This is a genomic window from Bradyrhizobium sp. C-145 (assembly GCF_023375135.1).
Taxonomy (GTDB): Bacteria; Pseudomonadota; Alphaproteobacteria; order Rhizobiales; family Xanthobacteraceae; genus Bradyrhizobium; species Bradyrhizobium zhanjiangense.
In genome coordinates this window covers 2,158,908-2,183,733 of record NZ_CP088150.1, presented here as the reverse complement: position 1 = coordinate 2,183,733, position 24,826 = coordinate 2,158,908, and the positions used below count along the sequence as shown (strand labels likewise).

At 64.5% G+C, this 24,826-nt stretch carries 22 protein-coding genes and 1 pseudogene; 5 read left to right on the top strand and 18 right to left on the bottom strand.

From position 1 onward, the window contains the following. Positions 1 to 2: 2 nt before the first annotated feature. Complete coding sequence (locus tag LRP30_RS09990) at positions 3 to 851, bottom strand: DeoR/GlpR family DNA-binding transcription regulator (RefSeq protein ID WP_091898058.1); 849 nt, start codon at positions 849 to 851, stop codon at positions 3 to 5. An 86-nt stretch (positions 852 to 937) separates the two neighbouring features. Further along, positions 938 to 1,624, bottom strand: a complete 687-nt coding sequence (locus LRP30_RS09985; protein ID WP_249760209.1) for an HAD-IA family hydrolase — start codon at positions 1,622 to 1,624, stop codon at positions 938 to 940. A 153-nt stretch (positions 1,625 to 1,777) separates the two neighbouring features. Between LRP30_RS09985 and LRP30_RS09980 the strand changes: the two genes are divergently transcribed. Then, positions 1,778 to 2,230 (top strand): nuclear transport factor 2 family protein, encoded by a 453-nt coding sequence (locus LRP30_RS09980; RefSeq protein WP_091898055.1) that lies wholly within the window; start codon positions 1,778 to 1,780, stop codon positions 2,228 to 2,230. Positions 2,231 to 2,507: 277 nt separating this feature from the next. On the opposite strand, the gene LRP30_RS09975 is transcribed toward LRP30_RS09980, so the two are convergent. From LRP30_RS09975 to LRP30_RS09930, 10 genes and pseudogenes are all read right to left on the bottom strand, one after another. Next, positions 2,508 to 2,699 (bottom strand): hypothetical protein, encoded by a 192-nt coding sequence (locus LRP30_RS09975; protein ID WP_091898053.1) that lies wholly within the window; start codon positions 2,697 to 2,699, stop codon positions 2,508 to 2,510. 233 nt (positions 2,700 to 2,932) lie between these two features. After that, complete coding sequence (locus LRP30_RS09970; protein WP_091898051.1) at positions 2,933 to 3,343, bottom strand: acyl-CoA thioesterase; 411 nt, start codon at positions 3,341 to 3,343, stop codon at positions 2,933 to 2,935. 7 nt (positions 3,344 to 3,350) lie between these two features. Then, positions 3,351 to 5,447, bottom strand: coding sequence for a 3-hydroxyacyl-CoA dehydrogenase NAD-binding domain-containing protein (locus LRP30_RS09965; RefSeq protein ID WP_249760208.1), 2,097 nt, complete (start codon positions 5,445 to 5,447; stop codon positions 3,351 to 3,353). Between the two features lie 2 nt (positions 5,448 to 5,449). Continuing rightward, positions 5,450 to 6,733, bottom strand: coding sequence for an acetyl-CoA C-acetyltransferase (locus LRP30_RS09960; RefSeq protein ID WP_249760207.1), 1,284 nt, complete (start codon positions 6,731 to 6,733; stop codon positions 5,450 to 5,452). Continuing rightward, positions 6,733 to 9,002, bottom strand: a pseudogene (locus LRP30_RS09955) (acyl-CoA dehydrogenase). The gene LRP30_RS09960 and the pseudogene LRP30_RS09955 overlap by 1 nt, the downstream one beginning before the upstream one ends. Before the next feature lie 316 nt (positions 9,003 to 9,318). After that, the gene (locus tag LRP30_RS09950; protein WP_249760205.1) at positions 9,319 to 9,942 is read right to left on the bottom strand and encodes a flavin reductase family protein; all 624 of its coding nucleotides are present in this window, start codon (positions 9,940 to 9,942) and stop codon (positions 9,319 to 9,321) included. A 181-nt stretch (positions 9,943 to 10,123) separates the two neighbouring features. After that, the gene (locus LRP30_RS09945) at positions 10,124 to 10,723 is read right to left on the bottom strand and encodes a TetR family transcriptional regulator (protein WP_028160320.1); all 600 of its coding nucleotides are present in this window, start codon (positions 10,721 to 10,723) and stop codon (positions 10,124 to 10,126) included. 34 nt (positions 10,724 to 10,757) lie between these two features. Then, positions 10,758 to 13,892, bottom strand: coding sequence for an efflux RND transporter permease subunit (locus tag LRP30_RS09940; RefSeq protein WP_249760204.1), 3,135 nt, complete (start codon positions 13,890 to 13,892; stop codon positions 10,758 to 10,760). 177 nt (positions 13,893 to 14,069) lie between these two features. Further along, the gene (locus LRP30_RS09935; protein ID WP_128938089.1) at positions 14,070 to 15,176 is read right to left on the bottom strand and encodes an efflux RND transporter periplasmic adaptor subunit; all 1,107 of its coding nucleotides are present in this window, start codon (positions 15,174 to 15,176) and stop codon (positions 14,070 to 14,072) included. Between the two features lie 244 nt (positions 15,177 to 15,420). Next, the gene (locus LRP30_RS09930) at positions 15,421 to 16,764 is read right to left on the bottom strand and encodes an MFS transporter (RefSeq protein ID WP_249760203.1); all 1,344 of its coding nucleotides are present in this window, start codon (positions 16,762 to 16,764) and stop codon (positions 15,421 to 15,423) included. A gap of 79 nt (positions 16,765 to 16,843) precedes the next feature. Between LRP30_RS09930 and LRP30_RS09925 the strand changes: the two genes are divergently transcribed. Further along, complete coding sequence (locus LRP30_RS09925) at positions 16,844 to 17,290, top strand: DUF2809 domain-containing protein (protein WP_249761739.1); 447 nt, start codon at positions 16,844 to 16,846, stop codon at positions 17,288 to 17,290. A 90-nt stretch (positions 17,291 to 17,380) separates the two neighbouring features. On the opposite strand, the gene LRP30_RS09920 is transcribed toward LRP30_RS09925, so the two are convergent. From LRP30_RS09920 to LRP30_RS09910, 3 genes are all read right to left on the bottom strand, one after another. After that, positions 17,381 to 18,538 (bottom strand): crosslink repair DNA glycosylase YcaQ family protein, encoded by a 1,158-nt coding sequence (locus LRP30_RS09920; RefSeq protein ID WP_249760202.1) that lies wholly within the window; start codon positions 18,536 to 18,538, stop codon positions 17,381 to 17,383. Positions 18,539 to 18,642: 104 nt separating this feature from the next. Beyond that, entirely contained in the window at positions 18,643 to 18,888 is a 246-nt protein-coding gene (locus LRP30_RS09915) for a hypothetical protein (RefSeq protein ID WP_128935661.1), read from the bottom strand. Between the two features lie 119 nt (positions 18,889 to 19,007). Beyond that, complete coding sequence (locus LRP30_RS09910; RefSeq protein ID WP_128937546.1) at positions 19,008 to 19,244, bottom strand: hypothetical protein; 237 nt, start codon at positions 19,242 to 19,244, stop codon at positions 19,008 to 19,010. A 361-nt stretch (positions 19,245 to 19,605) separates the two neighbouring features. Between LRP30_RS09910 and LRP30_RS09905 the strand changes: the two genes are divergently transcribed. Then, a complete protein-coding gene (locus LRP30_RS09905; protein ID WP_091898980.1) occupies positions 19,606 to 20,247 on the top strand; it encodes an OmpA family protein in 642 nt (213 codons plus the stop codon). Between the two features lie 57 nt (positions 20,248 to 20,304). Here LRP30_RS09905 and LRP30_RS09900 read toward each other — a convergent pair whose 3' ends face one another. Continuing rightward, positions 20,305 to 21,567: a phospholipid carrier-dependent glycosyltransferase gene (locus tag LRP30_RS09900; protein WP_249760201.1), complete on the bottom strand. Its 1,263-nt coding sequence runs from the start codon at positions 21,565 to 21,567 to the stop codon at positions 20,305 to 20,307. 218 nt (positions 21,568 to 21,785) lie between these two features. Here LRP30_RS09900 and LRP30_RS09895 point away from each other — a divergent pair, with 218 nt between their 5' ends. Both LRP30_RS09895 and LRP30_RS09890 read left to right on the top strand, forming a co-directional pair. Beyond that, positions 21,786 to 22,487 carry a FecR family protein gene (locus LRP30_RS09895; RefSeq protein WP_346016211.1) on the top strand — a complete coding sequence of 234 codons (702 nt, stop codon included), beginning with the start codon at positions 21,786 to 21,788 and terminating at the stop codon, positions 22,485 to 22,487. A 2-nt stretch (positions 22,488 to 22,489) separates the two neighbouring features. After that, the gene (locus LRP30_RS09890; RefSeq protein ID WP_249760199.1) at positions 22,490 to 23,659 is read left to right on the top strand and encodes a hypothetical protein; all 1,170 of its coding nucleotides are present in this window, start codon (positions 22,490 to 22,492) and stop codon (positions 23,657 to 23,659) included. A gap of 129 nt (positions 23,660 to 23,788) precedes the next feature. On the opposite strand, the gene LRP30_RS09885 is transcribed toward LRP30_RS09890, so the two are convergent. Both LRP30_RS09885 and LRP30_RS09880 read right to left on the bottom strand, forming a co-directional pair. After that, a complete protein-coding gene (locus LRP30_RS09885) occupies positions 23,789 to 24,277 on the bottom strand; it encodes a VOC family protein (RefSeq protein WP_249760198.1) in 489 nt (162 codons plus the stop codon). A gap of 26 nt (positions 24,278 to 24,303) precedes the next feature. Beyond that, complete coding sequence (locus LRP30_RS09880) at positions 24,304 to 24,732, bottom strand: VOC family protein (protein WP_249760197.1); 429 nt, start codon at positions 24,730 to 24,732, stop codon at positions 24,304 to 24,306. Between the last annotated feature and the right edge of the window lie 94 nt (positions 24,733 to 24,826).

Here is a 24,826-nt window from a genome sequence, read left to right as displayed (position 1 = left end):
CACTATCGCAGCCTGACCACCGGCGCCGCTTCAGGCGCGGCGTCCTGCGCATCGGCCTGGGCCTCATCGATCTCCCTCACCTCCTTCGGCATCGCTTCGACCACCTCGATGCCCTTGCTGTGGCAGATGGTGGCGAGGCGCTCGGGCAGCTCCTGGTCGGTGACGAAGGTCTGGATCTGGGTGATGTGAGCGATGCGCACCGGCGCGCTGCGGCGCAGCTTTGTGGAATCGGCGACCAGCATGACGCTGCGGGCATTGGCGATGATGGCCTGCGCCACCTGCACCTCGCGATAGTCGAAGTCGAGCAAAGCGCCCTCTTCATCGATCGCGGACGCACCGATGATGGCATAGTCGACCTTGAACTGGCCGATCAGCTGCGTCGCGGTCGAGCCGACCACCGCGCCGTCGGCGCGCCGCACCGTGCCACCGGCGACGACCACCTCGATGCGGGGATGGCGGTAGAGCAGCATGGCAACGTTGAGATTGTTGGTGATGACGAGGAGATCCTCGTGCGAGGTCAGCGCGCTCGCGACCTCCTCGGTGGTGGTGCCGATGTTGATGAACAGCGAACAGCCGTTCGGGATCAGCGAGGCGGCGGCGGCGCCAATCGCCTTCTTCTCGTCGGCGGCGACGAAGCGGCGCGCCTCATAGGCGAGGTTTTCGACGCCCGAGGCGATGATGGCGCCGCCATGGATGCGGGTCAGCGATCTCCGCTCGCAGAGATCGTTGAGATCTTTCCGGATGGTCTGCGCGGAAACCTCGAACCGGCGCGCGAGCTCCTCGACCATGACGCGGCCCGAGGCGCGCGCGATGTTGAGGATTTCGGCTTGGCGATGGGTCAGTCCGGTCACGGCAAGGGCCTCACATCAGGAAGCTGCATGGTGCGGCGGTTCACGCGTCCGGTCAATGCGTGATCACGGTTAACGGACAAGGATCTTCACCACGCCATCGCGGCTGCGAGGTGCGCAAGCAGCTCCGGATCGTCGAACGCACCCGCGGAAGCGACCGCGCCGGCCGCAACGAGGTCAGCATGGCTGAGCGTGGTGCGCAGCCCGATGGTGGGAATGCCGGCCGCCGCGGCCGATTGCACGCCGGAGCGTGAATCCTCGAATGCGATCGAGGCTGGCGCGCTGGCGCCGACGAAACGCAGCCCTTCCTGATAGGGCAGCGGATGCGGCTTGCCGTGCGGCAGCTCGTCGCCGATCACGATTGCCTTGAACCGCTCGGTGATGCCGAGGCCCGAGAGCAGCAGCTCGGCGTTGAGCCGCGGCGCGTTGGTCACGGCGACCATAGGGATGCCGGCACCATCCGCACGGTCGAGCAGCGCCATCAGCCCCGGTATCGGCGCGATCTGCCCGGCCACCAGATCACGAAAGATCGCCTCCTTCTCGCCGAGGATCGCGAGCCGCCGTTCCGGCGATTCGTCTGGCAGAAATCGCTCCCCGATCGAAACATTGGAAAAGCCCTGAAGCTCGCGCTTAAAGCGCTCATCATCCACGACGTGGCCGCGCGGGGCGAACACGCGGTGAAAGGCCTCGCGATGAAGCGGATCCGTATCGGCCAGCGTGCCGTCGATGTCGAACAGCAACGCCCTGCCCATCGCTTGCCTTTTGGCCTCGATCATTTCCGTACTTTCCCACATGCGCAGCGCATCAATGCGAAAGACGTATCAATACGGCCTCGCACGCGCAATGAGCATCCACATGACGACAATGCGACACTCGACAAAGTCGCGCGCGGCTGCAACACTCGTCGCAAGATCAAAAAGGAGGAAACGATGACGATCAACCGACGCGATCTGGCTCTCTCGACTCTCGCCGTCTCCGCGCTCGCTCTCACCACACCGGCGTTCGCTGCCTCGGCAGACGAAGAGGCCGTGGCGAAGAAGGTGGAGGCCTTCCGTCTCGCCCAGATCGCGGCCGACCCGAAGGCGCTCGGCGCACTGTGCTGGGACGATCTCAGCTACAGCCATTCCAGCGGCAAGGTCGAGGACAAGGCGACCTTCATCGCCAACGCCACCGACGGCAAGTCGAAATTCCTGTCGATCGAATACAAGGACCCGACCATCAAGGTCGTCGGCCCTGCGGCGATCGTCCGTTTCCACTGGCTTGGCGAGCAGGAGATGGCAGCCGATGGAAAAAAAGTGTCGACCAATCTTCATATCCTGATGAACTGGCAGAAGCAGGGCGACGACTGGAAGCTGCTCTCGCGGGCTGCGACGAAGTTGTGATGACAGTTCTTACCCTCTCCCCTTGCGGGAGAGGGTGGCTCGAGGCGAGACGGGTGAGGGGTATGCTTCAGCGAGTCATTCTCTCGCTTTTCAATTGCCGATAGACCCCTCATCCGGCGCCATAGCCGAAGCTTTGCTTCGGCGTTCTCTTAAGAACGGCGGCTGAAGCCGACTTATGCCACCCTCTCCCACAAGGGGGAAAAGGAAAGGCAGCTGTGTGCTCGGCAAAAAATTCCGACCTCGCGCCTCGCGCGCCCCAGAATGACGAGTGCGGCGCTTACGCCGCCTCCTTCTCATCGCCGTTAATCAACTTGCGCGCGGCGCGCTCGGCTTCGCGGGCGTTGCGGAAGAGTTGACCTTCGAGGCGGTTGAAGCGGTGGGATGAAGCGAAGAAGCAGTAGCCTCCGGAAGAACGAACGACGATACCTGCGGTCTGCGAGTCGACTTCGATGATGTAGCTATCCGGCATGGTCCGTGGATTCCTCAGTGCGGGCAAATAACGGTGCTCCTGCCCAAAGGTTCCTCAGGCATTTGAGGCCGTTTCCACCCCGAATCGACACGCAATTGAGTACGCTGGGACCTCATCCGTTTTATGACTGGTTCTTGACTGGTTCTTGGCGAGGGCGCGACGCGATGACTTCGTCGCGCCGCGTTTGGCGGTGCTGCACATCTTCGCGAGATGAGGCAGAGCGTCGCGCGCGATTACGTCGCGATCCTCGTGTCGGTCGCGCGAACCGCCTGCGGGCGGCCGTGCTCGTCGATCGAGACGTAGGTGAAGTTGCCGTCGGTGACGAGGAACGGATGCTCCTCGCCGCGCCGCAGCGCCCATGCTTCCAGATGCACGGTGAGCGAGGTGCGGCCGACGCGCACGAGATTGGCGTAGACGGACACGAGATCGCCGACATAGACCGCCTTGCGAAAATTCATCGCTTCGATCGCGACAGTCACCGTGCGCGACTTCGCGACTTTCGAGGCGAACACACCGCCGCCGACATCCATCTGGCTGAGCAGCCAGCCGCCGAAGATGTCACCATTGGCGTTGGTGTCGGCGGGCATCGCCAGCGTGCGGATGCAGAGATCGCCGCTCGGCCCGGTCATGGCTTGTTCGTTCATGCCTGTCTCACTTGAAATTGTCCCAGCCCGGATCGGGCGCGAAGCGCTCGCCGAATCGCTCGGCCAGTGCGCGCAACGTGGATACGACATTCTCCACGCCACGCGTGCGCGCATAGTTCAACGGACCGCCACGGAACGGTGCATAACCGGTGCCGAAGATCATGGCGCCATCGACCGCGTCGGCATCGTCGACGATGCCTTCGCGCAGCGCCGCGACGCAGACATTGGACATCGGCAGCACCAGGCGATCGATCATCTGGTCGGTGACGCGCGGACCGGTCTCGGGAAGCTGTGCCTTCTCCGCCTTGCCGTCCTTCCAGACATAAAAACCCTTGCCGCTCTTGCGGCCGAGTTCACCCTTGGTGACCTTCTCGCGCAGCCAGGCCGGCGTCGGCGGCAAGAGATCGCCGAACTTGGTGCGCAGCATGTCGCCGACATCGAGACAGATGTCGAGCCCGACCTGGTCGGCCAGCTCGATCGGTCCCATCGGCATGCCGAACTGCTCGGCCGCGGCGTCGATCAGCCGCTGGTCGGTCTTCTCGTCCAGCATCACCATCGCCTCCAGCATGTACGGCGTCAGCGCGCGGTTGACGAGGAAGCCGGGCGAGCTCTTCACGGCGAGCGGCAGGCGATCAATCGCGCCGACGAAGGCGAGCGCCTCCTTCAGCACTTGCGGGTCATTGCCGTCATGGCTGACGACCTCGACCAGTTGCAGCCGCGACACCGGATTGAAGAAGTGCAGGCCGACCAGCCGCTCCGGCCGCGCCAGCGTCGTCCGCAGATCCTGGAGCGGAATGCTCGACGTGTTGGTCGCAAGGATCGCGCCCGGCTTCATCCGCGGCTCGATGCCGGCATAGACCTTCTGCTTCAGCTCTAACTTTTCCGGCACGGCCTCGATGATGAGATCGGCGTTGCGCACGCCTTCCCCGTCCATGTCAGGGATGAGGCGATCGAGTGCGTCGCGCACGTCGGTCGGCTTGCGGATGATCTTGCCGTAGAGCTCGTTGGCGCGCTTCACCGCGCCGGCGATCGGCTCCGCCTTCATGTCGGCGAGCGAGACGCGCAGTCCCTGCCCCGCGCACCAGGCCGCGATGTCGCCGCCCATGGCGCCGGCGCCGATGACATGGACATGCTTGACGGCATTGCGGCTGCCCGCCGCCTTCTTCATCTGCTCGCGCAGGAAGAACACGCGGATCAGGTTCTGTGCGGTCGGCGTCACCATCAGCTTGGCAAATGACGCCTGCTCGGCCCTCAGCATCGCGATCTTGCTGCCGCCATGGGTCTCCCAGAGATCGATCAGCGCGTAAGGCGCGGGATAGTGCTCGCGGGACGCCGCCTTCGCCGCCTCCGAGCGCATGCGCTTGGCGAGCAGCCCGCGCACGAAGCCGAAACCCGCCGCGCGCGTCAGCAAGCCCGGCCGCGCCCGCTTCAGGCGTCCGAACAGCGCGTCCTTCACGGCGTTGTGGACGTGGCGCTCCTGCGTGACGGTGTCGACGAGGCCGAGTGATCTGGCGCGGCGCGCATCGATGGTGCGCCCGGTCAGCATCAGGGTCATCGACTGCGTCGGATTGACCAGCGCGGTGAAGCGCGCGGTGCCGCCGAGGCCGGGATGCAAGCCCAGCATCACCTCCGGGAAGCCGAACCGCGCCCCCTCGATGGCGATGCGAGTCTGGCAGGCGAGCGCAACCTCGAGGCCGCCGCCGAGGCAGAAGCCGTGGATGACCGCCACCGTCGGCAGCCTCAGGGCTTCCAGATGGTCGACCACCGCATGCGCGGCGCGGATGCGCGTCTCCACCATGTCGGGATCGCTGGCGCCGCGGAATTCGTTGACGTCGGCGCCCGCAATGAAACCGGACGGCTTGGCCGAGCGGATCACGAGGCCGGCGGGACGCTCGGTCTCGATCGCCGCGAGCACAGCGTCGAACTCCTCCATCACATCCGAGGACAGCGTGTTGGCGCTTGTCTCGGCGCGGTCGAACAGCAGCCAGGCGACACCATCGGCATCGCGTGTCAGCTTGAAGTGCTTGTAGGGACCGTCGGTCGCAGGCTTGGGCCCGAGCGCCAGCACGCGGTCGCCAAGCGCGGTCATGATCTTGGAATCCATGGTCACACCGCCTCGATCAGCATGGCGCCGCCGAGCCCGCCGCCGATGCATTCGGTGGCAACGCCGCGCCGCGTGCCAAGCCGCTTCATCGCGTTGACGAGATGCAGCACGATCCGGTTGCCGGAGGTGCCGACGGGATGGCCGAGCGAGATCGCGCCGCCGTCGACATTCAGTCTTTCGTGGTCGATCTCGCCTGCTGCGCCGTCGAGGCCGAGAATCTCACGGCAGAATTTATCGTCCTTCCACGCGGCGAGGCAGCCGAGCACTTGCGTCGCAAAAGCCTCGTTCAGCTCCCAGGTCTCGACGTCTTTGATGGTGAGGTCGTTGCGCTGGAGCAGCGGCGTCGCCGACATCACCGGACCCAGGCCCATGATGCTGGGATCGAGCGCAGCCCAATGGCTGTCAACGATGACGGCTTTCGGCGTCAGCTTGTGCTTGGCCACCGCCTGGTCGGAGGCCAGGATCACCCAGGAGGCGCCATCGGTGATCTGCGAGGAATTTCCGGCGGTGACCTGTCCCCAGGGGCGCTCGAACACCGGCCGGAGCTTTGCCAGCGTCTCGGCCGTCGAGTCCTTGCGCACGCCGTCGTCATGGTCGAAGAACTTGCCGTCGCGGGAAAACGCGGTCTCGACCTCGCCCTTGAGAAAACCCGCGTCTTGCGCATGCGCGAGCCGGCGATGGCTCTCTGCGGCGTAAGCATCGGACTGCGCTCGGGTGATGCCGAAGAGATGGCCGACGACCTCGGCGGTCTGGCCCATATTCAGATCGGTGACGGGATCGGTCAGTCCGCGCTCGAGGCCGATGATCGGCTTGAGATAACGCGGGCGCAGCTTGAAGGCCGCGCCGAGCTTCGCAGCCACGCCCTTGGCGGTGGCAAGGCCGGCAAACCAGCGCACGCCGGAATTCGGCCAGACCAGCGGCGCGTGGCTCAGCGCCTCGGTGCCGCCGGCCAGGATCATGTCGGCATGGCCTTCGCGGATGTAGCGATAGGCGGTGTCGATCGACTGCATCCCGGAGCCGCAATTGATCTGCACGGTGAAGGCGACCATGTCCTCGCCCATGCCGAGCCGCAGCGCGGCGACACGGGCCGGGTTCATCTCGTCCGCGATCACGTTGACGCAGCCGAGGATGACTTGGTCGAAGTCAGTCGGGGCGAACAGCTGGCGCGCCAGCAGCGGCCGGCCGCATTGCACGGCAAGATCGACCGGCGTGAACGGCCCTGGTCCCGAACGCGCCTTCAGAAACGGCGTCCGGCTGCCGTCGACGATGAAAACCGGTCGTGCCATCAGCTCGCCGCCCTCTGTTCACCGAGTTCCTGGAAGAATTGATGCACGTCGCTGGATTTCTTGTAAATCGGCGACAGCGCCTCCGGCGCAAAATCGTCGACCTCAATCACCTCGGTGACGGCGTCGCGGGCCGCGGCAACCTGCTCGCCCTCAGCCTGCGTGATCACGCCTTTGGTGACCGCTTCCTTCCAGTCGCGGACATGCGCCGCGCGCATGCGCTTGGCGATGGCCTCCGTGCCGGCGACCAGCTTGAACGCGCGCTCCAGCCGGGCAAAGCCGCCGTTGTCATCGACTTGGGCCAGATCCGGCGTCAGACGCTCGCGCGCCGCCGAGGGCTCCAGCACCAAGCTCGCGCATTGGTGCACGACACGGTCGGAGGGGCCGAGCACGCGGGCACCGAACGGCTGGACCACGAGCTTGAGGAAGATTGCGACAAAGCGGTTCGGCAGATTCGCGAGGATTTCGGCGAGCCGGTTCTCGATGGTCCGGAAGCCCGTCGCCATGCACCATTCCAGCGCAGCGAAATCCTCCTTCTGCCGGCCCTCGTCCTGCCAGCGCTTCAGCACCGCCGAGAGCAGATAGAGCTCGGACAGGATGTCGCCGAACCGCGCCGACAGCATCTCCTTGCGCTTGAGCGCGCCGCCGAGCGTCAGCAGCGCCATGTCGGCGCAGAGCGCGAAGGCGGCGGAGTAACGCGAGAGCTGGCGATAGAAGGGCGTGGCATCGCCCGCGTCCGGCGCAGGCGCGAAGGCGCTAAAGGTCCAGCTCCGGCCGAAGGCGCGGAACAGGGTCCGGAAGCTGTGGCCGACGTGCTTCCAGAACGCCTTATCGAACGCGGCGAGGCCACGCTCGCGATCGGTGTCGGCCAGCGCGTTCATCTCGTCGAGCAGATGGGGATGGGCGCGGATAGCGCCCTGCCCGAACACGATCAGATTACGAGTCAGGATGTTGGCGCCTTCCACCGTGATGCCGACCGGCACGGCGCGATGCAGATTGCCGAGATAGTTTTGCGGACCGTCGATCACGGCCTTGCCGCCGTGGATGTCCATGGCATCGTCGATCGCGACCCGCATCCGCTCGGTCGCGTGCAGCTTCATGATGCCGGAGATGACGGCAGGATGAATGCCGGCATTCAGCGCCGAGCAGGTCAGGCGCCGCGCGGCGTCCAGCTGATAGGCGGTCGCGACGATGCGCGCGAGCGGCTCCTCGATGCCTTCAAACTTGGAGATGGAGATGCCGAACTGCTCGCGGATGCGGGCATAGGCGCCGGTGGTGCGCGCCGCAAAGGCAGCGCCGGCGGCCGAGAGTGATGGCAGCGAGATGCCGCGACCGGCGGCGAGCGCGGTCATCAGCATCTTCCAGCCCTGCCCCAGGCGCTCCTTGTCGCCGATGACATAGTCGAGCGGAATGAAGACGTCGCGGCCCCGGTTCGGTCCGTTCTGGAACACCTGCATCGACGGCAGATGACGGTGACCGATCTCGACGCCGGGCAGATTGGTCGGGATCAGTGCCACGGTGATGCCGAGCTCTTCCTGATCGCCGACGAGATGATCGGGATCATAGGCCTTGAAGGCGAGGCCGAGCAGCGTCGCGACGGGGCCGAGCGTGATGTAGCGCTTGTGCCAGTTGAGCCTGAGGCCGAGGACTTCGCGGCCCTCGAAATCGCCCTTGCAGATGATACCGGTGTCGACCATCGAGGCGGCATCGGAGCCGGCCTCGGGGCTGGTGAGGCCGAAGCAGGGAATGTCGCGGCCGTCGGCGAGGCGCGGCAGCCAGCGCTGCTGCTGCTCCCTGGTGCCGAAGCGCATCAGCAGTTCGCCGGGGCCGAGCGAGTTCGGCACCATCACCGTGACCGCGGCCGCGATCGAGCGCGTCGAGATTTTCCGCACGACTTCGGAATGCGCATAGGGCGAGAAGCCGAGGCCGCCAAACTCCTTCGGAATGATCATGCCGAAGAACTTCTCGCGCTTGACGAAGTGCCAGACGTCCTGCGGCAGGTCGCGCCATTCCCAGAAGATCTTCCACTCGTCGAGCATGGCGCAGAGTTCGTCGACAGGGCCCTTGAGGAAGGCCTGCTCCTCCGCGGTCAACCTCGCCTGCGGGACCTTCAGCAGCTTCGACCAGTCAGGATTGCCGGTGAAGAGATCGGCGTCCCACCAGACGTCACCGGCCTCCAGCGCCTCGCGCTCGGTATCGGACATCGCCGGCAGCACGCCGCGCGCGCGAGAGTGAAGATCGGCTTCGTCAGAGTGTCGCGGCGGAAGCTCATGGCGGACCTCATGCATCGGCGCGGTACCGGGCATTTTAGCGGAAACTGGCTGGCGGAGGCGAACACTTCGCCTGCAAAATTGACGCGGCCGCGGGCGGCCGCCCAAGGTCATAACGGCCGGGGCGTGAGGGCAGTTCCGGGAGGGGGAATGGGGTGAATGTCTCGCCACGGTCATTCCGGGGCACGCGAAGCGTGAGCCCGGAATCCATCGTGCGGCGGGTTTGGTAGATGAATGGATTCTATGATGCGCAATTGTGCATCATAGTTCGCGCCTGGCGGCGCGCCCCGGAATGACGGCATGGGAAGAGGCGCCTGCCTAATCCGGCCGGACCATCTCGAACATATTTTCCGGCTTGATCTCGAAATAATCGCCGCGGCGGCCGGCACGGACGATCGGGCGGGCGGCGGCGGTCTGGTAGATGCCGTCCTTGATCATGGCCTTGTCGATGTGGACGGCGACGACCTCGCCCAGCGTCAACCAGGCGTCAGCCTCCTTGCCGGCAGCGCCCTTGAGGCGGACGATGTCGGAGACCTTGCATTCGAAGGCGACGGGGCTCTCAGCCACGCGAGGCACGTTGACGAGCCGGCCGGGCACGGCGGTGAGGCCGGCGACCTCGAATTCGTCGACCTCGGGGCCGACATGCGCGGCGGTCGCGTTCATGTGCTTCGCCAGATCCATCGTGGCGAGATTCCAGGCGAACTCGCCGGTCTGCTGGATGTTCTCGACCGTATCCTTCCAGTTGGTGGAGGAGAAGCCGATGATCGGCGGCACGTAACAGAAGGCGTTGAAGAAGCTGTAGGGCGCGAGGTTGACATGGCCCCTGGCGTCGCGCGAGGAGATCCAACCGATCGGCCGCGGCGCGATGATGGCGTTGAAGGGATCGTGCTTGAGGCCGTGGCCCTTGGAGGGCTCGTAGAAATAAAGCTCTTTGTCGGTCACGCTGGCTTTCCCCTGCTCGTCATTGCGAGCGCAGCGAAGCAATCTAGGATCCGTCCGCGGAGACAGCCTGGATTGCTTCGCTACGCTCGCAATGACGGAGTTTGACGATCCGTCCTGGGCCGCCACGCGGCGGTCAGCCCGGAGCGGTCGGCCTGCTTATAGGAAGAAACGGCTCCGCCCGTCAGTGGCGCGGCGACAGACCCGCGATGACGAAATCGATCATCTGGTCGATGGTCGGGCCCGGCTTGGTGGCGCACTGGGCGATCATCTGGGGGTGGAAGAAGCGTATCATCGCGGTGCAGGCGCAGAGCGAGGCGAGCTGCAGGTCGGGCGCCTCGAACTCGCCGGAGGCAACGCCTTGCGCGATCATCTGGCCGATCACGCCCGCAATGCACTCCATGTGGGCGACGCAGACGTCCCAGTCCTCCTCCATCGCGATCGCGACCATCTCGTGCAGCTTGTTGTCACCGACATAGCGCTCGGTGTTCATTCGATGGATGGTGGTGAGCAGCTCGCGGAAGCGCGGGAGCACCGGGCCGGGCCGGGTCACGATCCGCTGCGCCTCCAGCTCGACCTCGCCCATCAAGCCCCGCGCCACCGCCTGATGGATCGCCTTCTTCGATTCGAAGAAGCGATAGACATTGGCGGGGCTCATCCTGAGCTCCTTGGCGATGTCCCCGACCGTGGTCTTCTGATAGCCGATCTGGCGGAACAGCCGCTCGGCCACCTCAAGGATACGATCCCGGGTGTCGCCTTCGATATGTTCCGCAACCAGTGTCATCTGTCAGGACTCGTCATTCAGCACTACTTCTCACTTATTCAGCCGCTTCAGCAAGCGGAATTGCGTGCTGGTCATCGCTCCCATGCTGCGGCGCGGCAGGCTGCTCGGGGGTGCCCGCCTCGTCCAGGCTCTTCCTGAACCAGAGCGCATAGAGGCCCGGCAGGTACAAGAGCGTCAGGAAGGTCGCGACGAACAGGCCGCCCATGATGGTGATCGCCATCGGGCCCCAGAAGGCCGAGCGCGACAGCGGGATCATGGCGAGGATGGCGGCGAGCGCCGTCAGCACCACCGGACGGGCGCGGCGGACGGTCGCCTCCACGATCGCCTCGCGCCGGGTCAGGCCGTGCGAGACGTCGGTCTCGATCTGGTCGACCAGGATGACGGTGTTGCGCATGATCATGCCGGCAAGCGCGATCAGGCCGAGCAGCGCCACGAAGCCGAACGGGGCATTGGCGACGTTGAGCCCGAGCGAGGCGCCGACAATGCCGAGCGGCGCGGTCAGGAACACCAGGATCAGGCGCGAGAAGCTCTGCAGCTGGATCATGAGCAGCGTCAGCATCACCATGACCATCACCGGGAAGAGGATGAAGATCGAGGCGTTACCCTTGGCGGATTCCTCGAACGCGCCGCCCGGCTCGATGCGGTAGGCCGGCTCGAGGTTGTCCTTGATCGCCTTCAGCTTCGGCGTGATCTGGTTGGTGACGTCGGGCGCCTGCACGCCGTCGACCACGTCGGAGCGCACGGTAATCGCCATGTCGCGGTTGCGCCGCCACATGATCGGCTCCTCGTGGGCATATTCGATCTTCGCGATCTGCTGCAGCGGCACGGCCACGCCGTTACGCGAGGTGATGGTGAGGTCGCCGACGCCGCCGAGGTCGAGGCGTTCGGACGGGATCGCACGGGCGACCACGCCGACCTTCTCGATGCCGTCACGTACCGTCGTGACCTGCGAACCCGAGATCAGCATCGCCAGCGCCTGCGAGACCTCCTGCGGGGTCAGGCCCATGGCACGAGCACGGTCCTGGTCGACGACGAGCTTCAGGTAGGGCGACTGCTCGTTCCAGTCGAGCTGGACGTCCTTCATGCTCTTGTTCTGGCGCATGACGTCGCGGACCTGGTAGGCGATCTCGCGCACCTTGTTGGCGTCGGGCCCGATCACGCGGAACTGGACGGGGAAGCCGACCGGCGGGCCGAAATTGAAGCGGTCGACGCGGACGCGCGCCTCCGTCAGCACGCCCTCGGCAGCGGCGTTCTCGATCTTGGCCTTGATCCGCTCGCGCGCCTCGACGCCCTTGGCGACGATGACGATCTCGGCAAAGGCCTCGTTCGGCAGTTGCGGGTTGAGGCCGAGCCAGAAGCGCGGCGAGCCCTGGCCGACATAGGACGTATAGGTCTCGATGTCCTTGTCGTCCTTCAGCAGCGTCTCGGCCTTCTTCACAGCCTTCTCGGTGACGTTGAAGGCAGTGCCCTCGGGCAGACGCAGCTGGAGGAACAGCTCGGGCCGCTCCGACAGCGGGAAGAACTGCTGCTGGACATGGCCGAAGCCGACGATCGAAGCGACGAAGACGCCGACGGTCGCGACCACCACGGTGATGCGGTGGTTGACACACCATTGCACGATGGCGCGCAGGCCGCGGTACATGCGGGTCTCGTAGACCGCGTGCGGATCGTGGTTGTGGTGCTTCATCTCCGGCAGCAGCTTGACGCCGATATAGGGCGTGAAGATCACCGCCACGAACCAGGAGGCGACCAGCGCGATCGCCACGATCCAGAAGATGCTGCCGGCATATTCGCCGACCGCAGAATTGGCAAAGCCGATGGGGAGGAAGCCAGCGGCCGTGACCAGCGTTCCCGTGAGCATCGGAAACGCAGTTGATTCCCAGGCAAAGGACGCCGCACGCATGCGGTCCCAGCCCTGCTCCATCTTTACCACCATCATCTCGACCGCGATGATGGCGTCGTCGACGAGCAGGCCGAGCGCGATGATCAGCGCTCCCAGCGTGATGCGATGCAGGTCGAGCGACATCGTATTCATGACGACGAAGACGATGCCGAGCACCAGCGGCACCGACAGCGCGACCACGATGCCGGTGCGCCAGCCGAGCGCCAGGAACGAGACGAACAGCACGATGACGAGCGCCTCCATGAAGGAGTGCACGAACTCGCCGACGGCGTTCTCGACCACCTTGGGCTGGTCGGCGATGAGCTTGACGTCGATGCCCTGCGGCACGGCCTTCATGAATTCGCTGGTCGCCTTCTCGACCTCCTTGCCGAGATCGAGGATGTTGGCGCCCTTGGCGGTGACGACGCCGATGCCGATCGCGGGCTTGCCTTCCTGGCGGACGACGAAGCTCGGCGGATCGACATAGCCATGGGTGACGGTGGCGATGTCGCCGAGGCGGAAGACGCGGCCGTTGCTCTCGACCGGCGTCTCGGCCACGGCCTTGGCGCCGTCGAGCGCGCCGGTGACGCGCAGCGGCACGCGCTGCGACGAGGTTTCGACCGTGCCGGCCGGCGTCACGTTGTTCTGCTTGGCGAGCGAATCGAACAGCGCCTGCGGCGTGATGCCGAGGGTGGCGAGCTTGGCGTGGCTGAACTCGACGAAGATGCGTTCGTCCTGATTGCCGTAGACGTCGACCTTGGTCACGCCGGGCACCTTCAACAGGCGCTGACGGAAGCCTTCCGAGACCTTCTTCAGTTGGGCATAGTCGGCGCCCTCGCCGGTCATCATGTAGAGGATGGAATCGACGTCGGAGAACTCGTCATTGACGACGGGCCCGAGGATGCCGGACGGCAGCTGGCCCTGCACGTCGACCAGCTTTTTGCGCAGCAGGTAGAAGAGATAGGGTACGTCCTTCGGCGGAGTGTTGTCGCGGAAGGTCACCTGGAGCGCGGTGAAGGCGGGCTTGGAATAGGTCTGCACCTTCTCGAAATAGGGCAGCTCCTGGATCTTCTTCTCGATGGGATCGGCGACCTGGGTCTGCATCTCCTGCGCGGTCGCGCCCGGCCACATCACGGAGACATTGACCACCTTCACCGTGAAGAACGGATCCTCGGCGCGGCCGAGCTTCTCATAGGAGAAGAAGCCGGCGACGCCGAGCACGATCATCAGGAAGAGCACCAGCGTCGGATGGCTGACGGCCCAGGCCGAAAGGTTGAAGCGCTTCATCGCACTCTCCGAAAGACGATCCAATTGCCAAAAACGACAGCCACTCTGTTCAAGGCGTCATCGCGAGGCAGCGAAGCAATCCAGGGGGCTGGGCAGGTTCTGGATCGCTTCGCCGCTTCAGCCTTCGCATTTGCGCTCGGGCCGAAACTCGCCTTGCAACGACGAACTCAAAAACACTTAGAAAGACAGCGACGACACGATCCGCACCCTCTGGCTAGGATCGAGCTTCTGCACGCCGAGGGCGACGATCTTGGCGCCCTCTTCGACACCGTTGGTAATGACGACGTCGTTGCTCTCGTAGGATTTCACCACGACCGGCTTCAGCGTGACCGCGCCGTTATCGTCGACAACGTAGAACGAGGGCTTGCCGCCTTCGTTGAAAAGCGCCGACAGCGGCAGCCGCGCAACACGCTCGGTGGCGGCGTCCGACAGCGTCAGCGTCGCGGTCATGCCGAGCGCGACCTTGTCGTCGGCCTCGGGCAGCGAGAATTTTGCCAGATAGGTGCGCGTGGCAGGATCGGCCGCCGGCGCGATCTCGCGCAGCTTGGCCGTGTACTTCCTGTCCGGCTCGGACCAAAGAGTGACACTGGCGACGCCCGACTTGGCGCGTCCAACCAGCGTCTCAGGGATCGCGACGACCGCTTCCTTCTCGGCAAAGCGGGCGACACGGATCGAAGCCTGGCCCGCGGCGACCACCTGGCCGGGCTCGATCAGCGTTGCGGTGACGACGCCACGGGCGTCGGCAACAAGCGTCGCGTAGGAAAGGGAATTCTTGCTCAATTCGAGCGCGCGCTCGGCGCGGTTCAGGCGGGCGCGGGCTTCATCCGCGGCGGCGCGGCTCGAGTCCATCTGCGCGTCCGTGGTCCAGCCCTTGGCCTTGAGGTCCTTGGCGCGCTGCTCGGCGGCGGCAGCCTGGGCCAGCACACCGGTCGCGGCGGTCTGCTCGGCCAGCGCCTGCTCGGCCTGGAGCTTCAAATCGACCTCGTCCAGGGTGGCGAGCGGCTGACCAACCTCTACCGTCTGGCCGACTTCGACCAGGCGCTTTGCGACCTTGCCGGCGACTCGGAAGCCGAGGTCGCTCTCGATCCGCGGCCTGATGGTGCCGACGAAACTCCGCTCCGGCGTCTCGGCATCATAATGGGCGGTTGCGACCAGAACCGGCCGCGGCGGCTCGGCCTTCTCGGCGACGGTGTCATTACACCCGGCCAGCGCAGCGGCCATCAGGGCCAGCGAGACACCCGCCAAGAGCCTGGAATAGCTGGACAAAACCGACCGGACGAACATCGAAGGACACTCCTGCATCTCGAATGAGAGGAATGTCGACTAATCACTGATAAAAGTCAATAATCGTCAGTCATCAGGAAAGCGTGATCGTGAAGAGGTAGTAAGGATTGGGCGGCTGCGGCTAAGAAGGTGCTATCGTAGGGTGGGCAAAGCGTAAGCGTGCCCACCGGAGGGGGTTCCATAGGGGAAGATCGTGGGCACGGCGTGCGAAGAGCACGCCTTTGCCCACCCTACAAGGGTCGCGTTACCGCCCCCGTTCAGCAAACTCCTGCTTGCTGTCGTGGACGCCGATGAAGACCAGGAGGCCGGCGATCAGCGGCAGAACGGCAAGGACGAGCAAACCGGTCGAGGTCTGGCCGGTGGCTTCCTTGACCCAGCCGATCAGATAGGGACCACCGAAGCCGGCGAGATTGCCGATCGAGTTGATCAGGGCGATGGCGCCGGCCGCCGCCGTGCCGGAGAGCCAGGCGGTCGGAAGCGTCCAGAACACGCCGAAGCAGCAGAACACCCCGATCGCGGCGACCGTCAGCACCACCATCGTGAGGGTGGGGTCGGTGAGATAGGAGGAGATGCCGAGCGCAACGGCGGTGAGCAGCAGCGGCGCGCCGACATGCATCACGCGCTCGCGGCTCGCATCCGAATGCCGCGCCCACAGGATCATGGCGATGGTGCCGAACAGATAGGGGATCGCGGTGACGAAGCCGGTCTGCGCGTTGGTGAGGCCGAACGCCTTGACGATCTGCGGCAGCCAGAACTGCATGCCATAGAGCGCGCCGACGAAGCCGAAATAGATCAGGCTGAGCGCGATCACCTTCGGCGACGACAGCGCCTGGCCGAGCGAGGGATGCTTCACCGCCTGCTTGGCGGCGATCTCGGAATCGAGCTTGGCCTTGAGCCAGGCTTTCTGCTCGGTCGAGAGCCAATTCGCCTTCTCCGGTCTGTCGGTGAGATAGAACCAGGTGATGAGGCCGAGCAGCACGGAAGGGATGCCCTCGATGATGAACAGCCACTGCCAGCCCTTCAGCCCCATCATGCCGTCGAGCCCGAGCAAGAGGCCCGAGACCGGCGCGCCGATCACGGTCGAGACCGGCACGGCGATGGCGAAGGCGGCGAGGAATCGCGCGCGGTATTCGGCCGGGTACCAATAGGTCAGATACAGGATGATGCCCGGGAAGAAGCCGGCCTCGGCGACGCCGAGCAGGAAGCGCAGGACGTAGAAGCTCGTGACACCGCTGACCAGCGCCATCAGCGCCGAGATGATGCCCCAGGTCACCATGATGCGGGCGATCCAGCGGCTGGCGCCGAATTTTTCCAGCGCAAGGTTGCTCGGCACCTCGAAGATGAAATAGCCGATGAAGAAGATGCCGGCGCCCCAGGAGAAGATCAGCGGCGTGAACTTCAGCTCCGCATTCATGGTCAGCGCGGCGAAGCCGAGATTGACGCGGTCGAGATAGGAGAAGAAGTAGGCCAGCACCAGGAACGGAATCAGGCGCCAGGAGATGGCGCGGATGGTCGAGGTCTCAATGTCGCTCTTACTGGCGTTCCTGGCAGCGCCGGCGGAACCGGCATAGGTGGTGGTCTGGCTCATGGCTCCCCCCGGGGTTGTTGCTTTTGTGGGCTGGTTGGCGGTTTTCAGCATCGCAGGCAAAGAGTCAATGGAGCGAGCAATGCACGGAGCGCAGCCGGATAAACCTGTTGCGCTGTTACGGACATCCCTGATCCGCGCCGCCCTCGCGCTCGGGGTGATCGTCTGCGGACTCTCCTTGCGCTGGTACGGCTTTCCGCTCGGACTGCCCGCCTTCGTCGTGAAGTATGGTGGCTCGATCTTGTGGGCGACAATGGTGCTTCTGCTGGCCGGGGTTTTGCTGCCGCGGCTCACTCGGACGCAGATCGCGGCGACCGCGGTGATGATCGCCATCGTGGTCGAGTTCTCCCGGCTGGTTCACACGCCGTGGCTCGATGCGTTCCGGCTGACGACGGCTGGCGCGCTGCTGCTGGGGCGGATTTTTTCGCTGTTGAATTTAGTGGCCTATGCGGTGGGGATTTTGCTCGGCGTTTGGCTCGATCGAATTGTCACAATGCGTGGTCTCGTAGGGCGGGCAAAGGCGCCCTAGCGCCGTGCCCACCATTCGCATCACCTAGGACGATGGTGGGCACGCTTCGCTTTGTCCACCCGACGAAACCGACACCGTGGCGAGCAGTGTTCACTCCGCCAATTGAAACCGCTCGAAGCGATCGAGTTCGTCCTCGATCTTGCGCTTGAGCTCCTTGCGGCCTGCGGTCTTCTTGCCCTCGCCGACCCAGGTCCATTTCTGCATCAGGAGCTTCTTCGCCTGCCGGTCCGTCTTGAGGTCGAGCGCGGCAACGATCTCGTCGCCGACCAGGACGGGCAGCGCGAAATAGCCGAGCTTGCGCTTGGCCTTCGGCACATAGGCTTCGAACAGATGGTTGTAGCCGAAGATGAGATTGGTGCGCTTGCGCTGGATGATCAGCGGATCGAACGGCGACAGGATATGGACGAGATCCGGCGATGCCCGCTCACCCAGCTCCAGCGCGCCCGGCGCCGCCCAATGCTCCTGCTTGCCCGCGCCGTCGATCGCGACAGGCACGAGCTCGCCGCGGCGCACGCGCGAGGCGACCAGGCCCGCCACCGCCTTCTTGCGCGGCGCATCGAGATGGCAGATCGAATCCAGGCTCACCACGCCCTGCGAGCGCAGCGCGCGCTCGAGCAGATAGGCCGTGATCTCCTTCGCCGACGCGGGCTTCGGCAGCTTGTCCCAGCCGAAATGCCGCGTCATCAGTTCATAGGTCTTGAGCATGCCCTGACGCGCGCTGATGGTCACGGCGCCGGTGTAGAAGGCGAGCTGCAAGGCCCGCTTCGAGGGCTTGCGGCTCTGCCACAAATGCTCTTTCTCGACGAGCACGTCGTCCTCGATGTCGCGGATCGTCAGCGGGCCGGCGCGCAGCAGCCGCATCACCTTGCGCGTGTCGGCCGGCTGCACCGAAGCGAACCATTTATGGCCCTCGCGCCGGTGCTCGCGCATCGCCGGCAGGAAGAAACGGAAGTCGCTCGCCGGCACGTAGGACAGCGCATGCGTCCAGTATTCGAACACACTTCGGTCGACGCTCTGGGCATGGCGAAGATCGGCGCGCCGGTAGGACGGGATACGGCTGAACAGGATGTGGTGGTGGCAGCGCTCGATCACGTTGATGGTGTCGATCTGCACATAACCGAGATGAGCGACTGCGTCCGCGACGGCCTGCGCGCCGTCGCCGAACGGGGCGCGCTCGCCCAGCCGCTGTGCATGTAGCCAGATCTGCCGGGCCTGTATCGTCGAGAGGGGAAGAGGTTTCGGGGACATTGCGGAAAGCAATGTAGCGGGATTCGCGCCGAGGCAAACAAGAGAGGCAAAGAAAACCGCGCTGCCATCTGCTGACAGCGCGATCTGTCGACGAATGGAGCAAATTATTTTGCGCTCATCTTCTGCGCCTGCATGTAATGCTTGCAGGCGGCGCGCATATTGCCTTTGCTCATCTCGCTGTTGGCCGCAGCCATTTCCTTGGCCATCGCCTGTTTGGCGGGCGAATCCACGGTTCCCATCGCGGTCATGGACTTGCCGATGGCCTCGCCTGTGCAGGGCTGCATCTTTGCCGCAGAAGCCGGCGAGACCGCGAACGCAGCGAGCACAACGGCCGAAAGCAACATCTTCATCGAATGTCTCCTCCGTAGAACAAAACCGGCGTCATGCCGGCCAACGCAAGAGCCATTCTTCAGCGACAAGTTTTCAGGGAGAAGACATTTTCGTTGCTGCGGCGCAGCGATAGCCGCTCCTAGCGTGCGGCTTTTGGGCGCTCCCCAAGGCTGCCGGTGGCAGTGTCCGGCTCGCACGAGGCCTTGCCGCGCCCCTCCGACTGGCAGCGATAGACGCTGCCGGTGAGACGATCGACCAGCCACATGTTATCCTCGGCCGGCCCTTCCAGGCCGACATAGCGGGAGGTCAGCCCCGTGATCAATGTCGACAGAAGGATCGCCACCGCGATCATCGCCGCGCCGATATAGATGGGCATTGAGCTCAGGGACACTGTCCGATCCGGCGGGCCGCTGCGATAGAACTGGTAGTCACTCGGCCTCGGCACTGGATGGAACTCGGCTCCCTCGCGGACGAATTATTGAATGATCAAAACCTGCTAGGCGCGCATCTGGACGAATTCTTGTTCGTAGGCGGGCCGTGGGGCGACGCCTTTGCGACGATCGGTGAACGCGGATTTCCGGGAGTGGTCGGGGAGCTGGTTCGGCGCAACCCCCAAACCAACACTGTGACCTCCGGCTCGTGGCTTCGAATGTGACAAAGATCACATCAGGGTCTTTGAACCTTCCCTAGGCTCGCAACATCAAATCGCCATCAGGCGTAACAGCGAGGATACGACAATGACCCGTTTTGATAAATTTTTCGGACTGAAGGCGATTACTCTCTCCGCGGCCCTGTCGATGACGGCGAGCCTTGCCCTGGCCGGCGACAACAACGTCTCCGCGGGCCAGATCCTGGATGCACTGAAGCCGAAGCCGGTAACTCGTGGCCTGTCCGTTGGGCCGCAGGTCGATACCGCCGCGCAGGCCAAGGAATCGACCTTCCTCAACACCGTGCGCAACCGCTCGACCCGGTCGCTATCGACGGGCGAACGCGAGCAGATTGCAGAGCTCGCGGCGACCAAGCCGAAGATCGATCTGGAGATCCAGTTCGACTACAACTCGGCTGAGATCGCCAAGACGTCGGTGGCATCGGTGCAAGCGCTCGGCAAGGCTCTGTCCGATCCGGCGCTCAAAGGTTCGACCTTCGTGGTCGCCGGCCACACCGACACGATCGGCGGCGAACAGTACAACCAGGGCCTCTCCGAACGGCGCGCCGACACCATCAAGAAATACCTGGTGCAGAACTACGGCCTGAACAGCGCTGATCTCGTCACCGTCGGTTACGGCGAGACCAAGCTGAAGGACGCCGCCAACGGCGCCGACCCGATCAACCGCCGCGTCCAGGTCGTGAACATGGACACCAAGACCGCGTCGAAGTGATCTCCAAGTTACGCCTGACGAAACGCGCCGCCTGCTCTAATCCGGCAGGCGGCGATGTCATATCCAGCTCTGGAACAACATCAGCCGGCCGAAGGTTCGCATGGAGGTGCCGACGAAGGCCGCGGAGATCGGCAGCAGAAGCGCAAAGCCGGCCGCGGCGACGCTGACATAGGCCCACAGCAGCCAGCGCGGCAGCCCCTCCCGGCGCAGCACATAGACCAGCGCAAGCGACGCCGCGGTCGCGGCCGGCAAATAGTAATAGATGAAACCCAGCGTGCGCGGCAGCAAGGCCCAGGCGAGCCAGGGACCGAAATAGAACGCCGCAATCAGGAATGCATCCCAGCGCCGCGCCACGATGAAATCGCGTAGCACCACAGTGAGCGCGAGCAGCGCCGGCCATAACACCAGCGGATTGCCGAGGAAGACGATCGCGGCAATGTTGTCCTCCGTCGTCTTGTCGAACAAGAACCAGACCGGACGGGCGAGCAACGGCCAGGATGGCCACGCGCTCATATAGGTGTGGCCGGCGATCGCGGTCGTGGTGTTGTCGGTGAAGATTCGCCGCTGCGCCTCGATCAAATCCGGCAACGACAATCCATAGAGCGGAACGAAAGCGGCAAGATACGTCAAGGCCGGCAGGACGGCGAAGCAGAGCGCGGCATGCTGCACCCGAAAACCGGCCCAGAGATCGGGCCGATACCAGTCGCTCGGCCTGGCGTCGGCAAACTGCGTGCGCCAGCCCTGCATCAGGCGGATCACCGCAACGATAACGATGCAGACGCCCAGTGGAAACAGGCCGCTCCATTTGCAGGCCGCAGCACAGCCAAACAGGCTGCCCGTGAGCGCGAACAGCGCATGCGGCCGCTCTCTTCGAAAACCATGCATGAAGGCGGCGGTCGCGAGCAGGCCGAAGCCGAGCGCAAAGATGTCGAGCATGGCGATGCGCGCCTGCACATAGAGCATCTGGTTGCTGCCAGCGATGAGCGCGGCTGCGATCGCGGGCCCCTGCGCGGAGAACAGCGCGAGGCCGCACAGATAGATCGCGACGACCGCGAGCGCGCCGAACAAGGTCGCCGGATAGCGCCAGCCAAACGCGTTGTCGCCAAAGGCTGCGATCGATGCCGCGATCAGCTCCTTGCCCAGCGGCGGGTGCATTGGATTGAGCATCGGCTCCGACATCACAGGCGCCAGCATCTGCCGCGCCGCCGGCACATAATGCACCTCGTCGAAGACGAACTTCTCCGGCGTCGCGAGACCGATCAGCAGCGCGAGATGAGCAACCAGGAAAATCGCGACGGCAATGACTGCGCTCCGCGACACTTTTGGAACCGCGGATAATTCGAGCGTCGGCTGTGGAGATGTTTTGCGTGGCAAATTGGCGTCACCGCGGACAAAAAGGAGATCGCGGTTTTCATTGAACGCATTCTGCCGCGACTGTCACTAAGCATAACGCACGTCCCGCGCCGCTTGTGATAATTCCGCCACATCGCAAGTGCGCGCGATCCGGTACGATCAGGGACATATCGATCGGTTGCGAAATGAATTTGCGTTTCTGGCTTTTCCCCTCTCTGTTGTCGGCCGCATTGTGCGCAGGCCCTTGCGCGCAGGCGCAGACGCGCGTCGGCGAAGCCGTCGTGATCCAGAACGAAGTGGTGCGCGTGGCCGTGACCACCACGCCGATCAATGTCGGCGACAGCATGCTGCGCGACGAGACCGTGCGCACCGGCGCCGACAGCGCAGCGCGCTTCGTCATGACCGACAGCACCAACCTGTCGCTGGGCCCGAGCGCCACGCTGAAGCTCGACCGCACCGTCTTCAACGACCAGCACAGCTATCGCGACGTCGCGATCCGCATGACCACCGGCGCCTTCCGCTTCGTCACCGGGCACTCCGAGAAGACGGCCTACAAGATCACGACCCCGCTTGCGACCATCGGCGTGCGCGGCACCACGCTCGACATCCTCTCGCAGCGCAGCCGCTCCGTCGTCGTGCTTCAGGAGGGCGCGGCCAGCGTCTGCACGAAGAGCTCCCAGTGCGTGCAGCTCACCCAGCCCGGCGACGCCGCCATCATCACCTCGACCGGTGGCAAGGTCGGCATCACCAAGACCAACACACCGCCCTGGACGTTTGCCGCCAACTGCGCAGCGAGTGCTGGGCTTTGCGCCGTCAACCAATATGCCGCCGCCTCGCCGACCATCACGCCTGCCGTCCAAGACGACGGCATGCTGTGCGGGCGGTGACAATGGTGAAACTCCGCTTGAAGCGCTGGGTTCTCGCTGGCGCGCTGGCCGCCTTGGCTGCGCTTGCCTTTGCGCTGGACATTCGACCGGCGGCAGCCCAGGCGACGTGCGGATCCGAATGCGGTGAGCCGACGCCTGACCCGACCTATTCGCCGTCCCCAACGCCGACCTATTCTCCGTCACCCTCCCCCTCGCCGAGCCCCTCTCCGTCGCCCTCGCCGACCCCGGATCCTGCGTCCGCGCCGAGCCCGAATCCATCGCCAAGCCCGACGCCGACCGGCGCGGATTCCAGCGGCAATTCGATCGGCGGCCTTGCCAATCAGCGCTTCAACCAGATGATCACCAACCGCGTGCTCGGCACGGTACTGCTCGGCGTCAACGAGCAGATCAATTGCAGCGACTGCATCAGCGCGTTCGGCTCGGCCGGCTCGTTCTCCGCCGGCATCCACGGCCGCAAGGAGCTGACCAACAATCTGTCGCTGCTCGCCGGCATCGCCTACACGCACTACAACGAGGGCGGCTACAAGATCACGAGCGCACCGATCGGCGCCTTCGCGCTACGTTATGACTTCACCGACTGGGGCTCGTCGCGCCCGTTCTTCGACGTCGGCGCGATCCTGACGCCGTGGGAGAAGGCGCGCTACACGCGCAGCTACGATACTAGCCTCGGTCCTGTGAGCGTGACCGGCTCGACCAACGCATCGAACTACGCCGTGTACGGCCGCGCCGGCTGGATCAGCCGCCTGTCGCCGCGCGACGAGGTCGCGGCCTCAGTCGAGGTCTGGCAGCTCTGGCAGCGCGTGTCGGGCTACACCGATAGCGCAGTGGCCTTCAATCCGTTCGACGCCACGATTGCGACCGGTACCGACCGCACCAGCCTGGTCAAGATCGGCGGCCAGTGGACGCATCTCTACGGCAGCAACATCGAGGCCAATATCAACGGCGGCTGGGTGCAGTCGTTCGCCAGCCACAGCGGCATCGTGGCGACCGTGACCGGCAACGGCGTGGTGGTCCCGAGCATGGGCACCCAGGGCTGGTTCGAATATGGCGGCCGCCTCGGCTTCCGCCTGCAAAAGGGCTGGATCGTGGATCTCTTCGCCAACGGCACGCTGGGCCCGCAGCCGGTCGGCAACACCATCCATGGCGGCGTGGGGCTGCGGATCAACTACTAGAAAGCCTCACTGAAGCACAGTCTCGTAGGGTGGGCAAAGCAGAGCGTGCCCACCAACGCTCTCAATCGGGGATGGTGGTGGGCACGGCGCAAGCGCGCCTTTGCCCACCCTACGGCACCTGTGTTGACGTCACGCCGCCGACTTGCCCTCGAACGCGCGACGCAACGCGTCGACATCCAGCTTGACCATCTTCATCATCGCCTGCATCGCGCGCGCGGCCGCGGCCTTGTCCGGGCTCGACAGGAATTCGAACATCACATTCGGCACCACCTGCCAGGCCACGCCCCAGCGATCCCTGAGCCAGCCGCACTGCTCTTCCTTTCCGCCATGGGCGAGGAAAGCGTTCCAGACGCTGTCGACCTGGGCCTGGTCGTCGCAATTGATCATCAGCGACAGCGCGTGGGTATACTCCATCTTCATCCCGCCATTCAGCGCGACCAGGCGCTGCCCGCCGAGCGTGAACTCGACGACGAGCACCGAACCCTGCTTGCCGGAGGGGCCATCGGAGACGTTGCGCTGGACATGCACGATCTTGGAGTCGGGCAGCAGGGAGACGTAGAAGTTGGCGGCTTGTTCAGCGTCACCGTTGAACCACAGGCAGGGCGTGACCTTGGACATTTGAATGCTCCTGTTCTGGGCCGCGATCAGGCGTTCGCCATCTCGGGCTGCAGAGGGGCGGCCGCGAGATCCATCCAGTTCACGCCCCACATGTGGCCGTCCGGATCCTCGAAGCTGCGGCCGTACATGAAGCTGTATTCGTCCTTCGGACTGGGATCGGCCACCCCGCCCGCAGCCTCGGCCTTGCCGACAATATCATCGACATCGCTGCGACTGTCCGCGGACAGGCAGAACAGCACCTGATTCGAGGTCTTGGCATCCGCGATCGGCTTCGGCGTGAACTGACGGAATTTGTCGTAGGTCAGCAGCATGGCGAAAATGGTCTCGGAAAAGACCATGCAGCTCGCTGTCTCATCGCTGAATTGCGGGTTCTTGACCGCGCCAATCGCCTCGTAGAAGGCAGTGGCGCGCTTGAGGTCGGTCACCGGCAGATTGACGAAGATCATCTTGGGCATCGGAAGCTCCTTGGCGGGGGTTCTGCCCAAGGACGGACCAGCCGGCGGTCATCCGACACGGCTTCCGAATATTTTTTGGTCTTCCCGCTGCGAG

What these genes read in the sequence shown, in the direction of transcription:
- LRP30_RS09985 (WP_249760209.1), bottom strand. Translation starts at nt 1,624, where the DNA reads ATGATCGAGGCCAAAAGGCAAGCGATGGGCAGGGCGTTGCTGTTCGAC.
- LRP30_RS09980 (WP_091898055.1), top strand. Translation starts at nt 1,778, where the DNA reads ATGACGATCAACCGACGCGATCTGGCTCTCTCGACTCTCGCCGTCTCC.
- LRP30_RS09975 (WP_091898053.1), bottom strand. Translation starts at nt 2,699, where the DNA reads ATGCCGGATAGCTACATCATCGAAGTCGACTCGCAGACCGCAGGTATC.
- LRP30_RS09970 (WP_091898051.1), bottom strand. Translation starts at nt 3,343, where the DNA reads ATGAACGAACAAGCCATGACCGGGCCGAGCGGCGATCTCTGCATCCGC.
- LRP30_RS09965 (WP_249760208.1), bottom strand. Translation starts at nt 5,447, where the DNA reads ATGGATTCCAAGATCATGACCGCGCTTGGCGACCGCGTGCTGGCGCTC.
- LRP30_RS09960 (WP_249760207.1), bottom strand. Translation starts at nt 6,733, where the DNA reads ATGGCACGACCGGTTTTCATCGTCGACGGCAGCCGGACGCCGTTTCTG.
- LRP30_RS09945 (WP_028160320.1), bottom strand. Translation starts at nt 10,723, where the DNA reads ATGACACTGGTTGCGGAACATATCGAAGGCGACACCCGGGATCGTATC.
- LRP30_RS09940 (WP_249760204.1), bottom strand. Translation starts at nt 13,892, where the DNA reads ATGAAGCGCTTCAACCTTTCGGCCTGGGCCGTCAGCCATCCGACGCTG.
- LRP30_RS09935 (WP_128938089.1), bottom strand. Translation starts at nt 15,176, where the DNA reads ATGTTCGTCCGGTCGGTTTTGTCCAGCTATTCCAGGCTCTTGGCGGGT.
- LRP30_RS09930 (WP_249760203.1), bottom strand. Translation starts at nt 16,764, where the DNA reads ATGAGCCAGACCACCACCTATGCCGGTTCCGCCGGCGCTGCCAGGAAC.
- LRP30_RS09925 (WP_249761739.1), top strand. Translation starts at nt 16,844, where the DNA reads ATGCACGGAGCGCAGCCGGATAAACCTGTTGCGCTGTTACGGACATCC.
- LRP30_RS09920 (WP_249760202.1), bottom strand. Translation starts at nt 18,538, where the DNA reads ATGTCCCCGAAACCTCTTCCCCTCTCGACGATACAGGCCCGGCAGATC.
- LRP30_RS09915 (WP_128935661.1), bottom strand. Translation starts at nt 18,888, where the DNA reads ATGAAGATGTTGCTTTCGGCCGTTGTGCTCGCTGCGTTCGCGGTCTCG.
- LRP30_RS09910 (WP_128937546.1), bottom strand. Translation starts at nt 19,244, where the DNA reads ATGCCCATCTATATCGGCGCGGCGATGATCGCGGTGGCGATCCTTCTG.
- LRP30_RS09905 (WP_091898980.1), top strand. Translation starts at nt 19,606, where the DNA reads ATGACCCGTTTTGATAAATTTTTCGGACTGAAGGCGATTACTCTCTCC.
- LRP30_RS09895 (WP_346016211.1), top strand. Translation starts at nt 21,786, where the DNA reads ATGAATTTGCGTTTCTGGCTTTTCCCCTCTCTGTTGTCGGCCGCATTG.
- LRP30_RS09890 (WP_249760199.1), top strand. Translation starts at nt 22,490, where the DNA reads ATGGTGAAACTCCGCTTGAAGCGCTGGGTTCTCGCTGGCGCGCTGGCC.
- LRP30_RS09885 (WP_249760198.1), bottom strand. Translation starts at nt 24,277, where the DNA reads ATGTCCAAGGTCACGCCCTGCCTGTGGTTCAACGGTGACGCTGAACAA.
- LRP30_RS09880 (WP_249760197.1), bottom strand. Translation starts at nt 24,732, where the DNA reads ATGCCCAAGATGATCTTCGTCAATCTGCCGGTGACCGACCTCAAGCGC.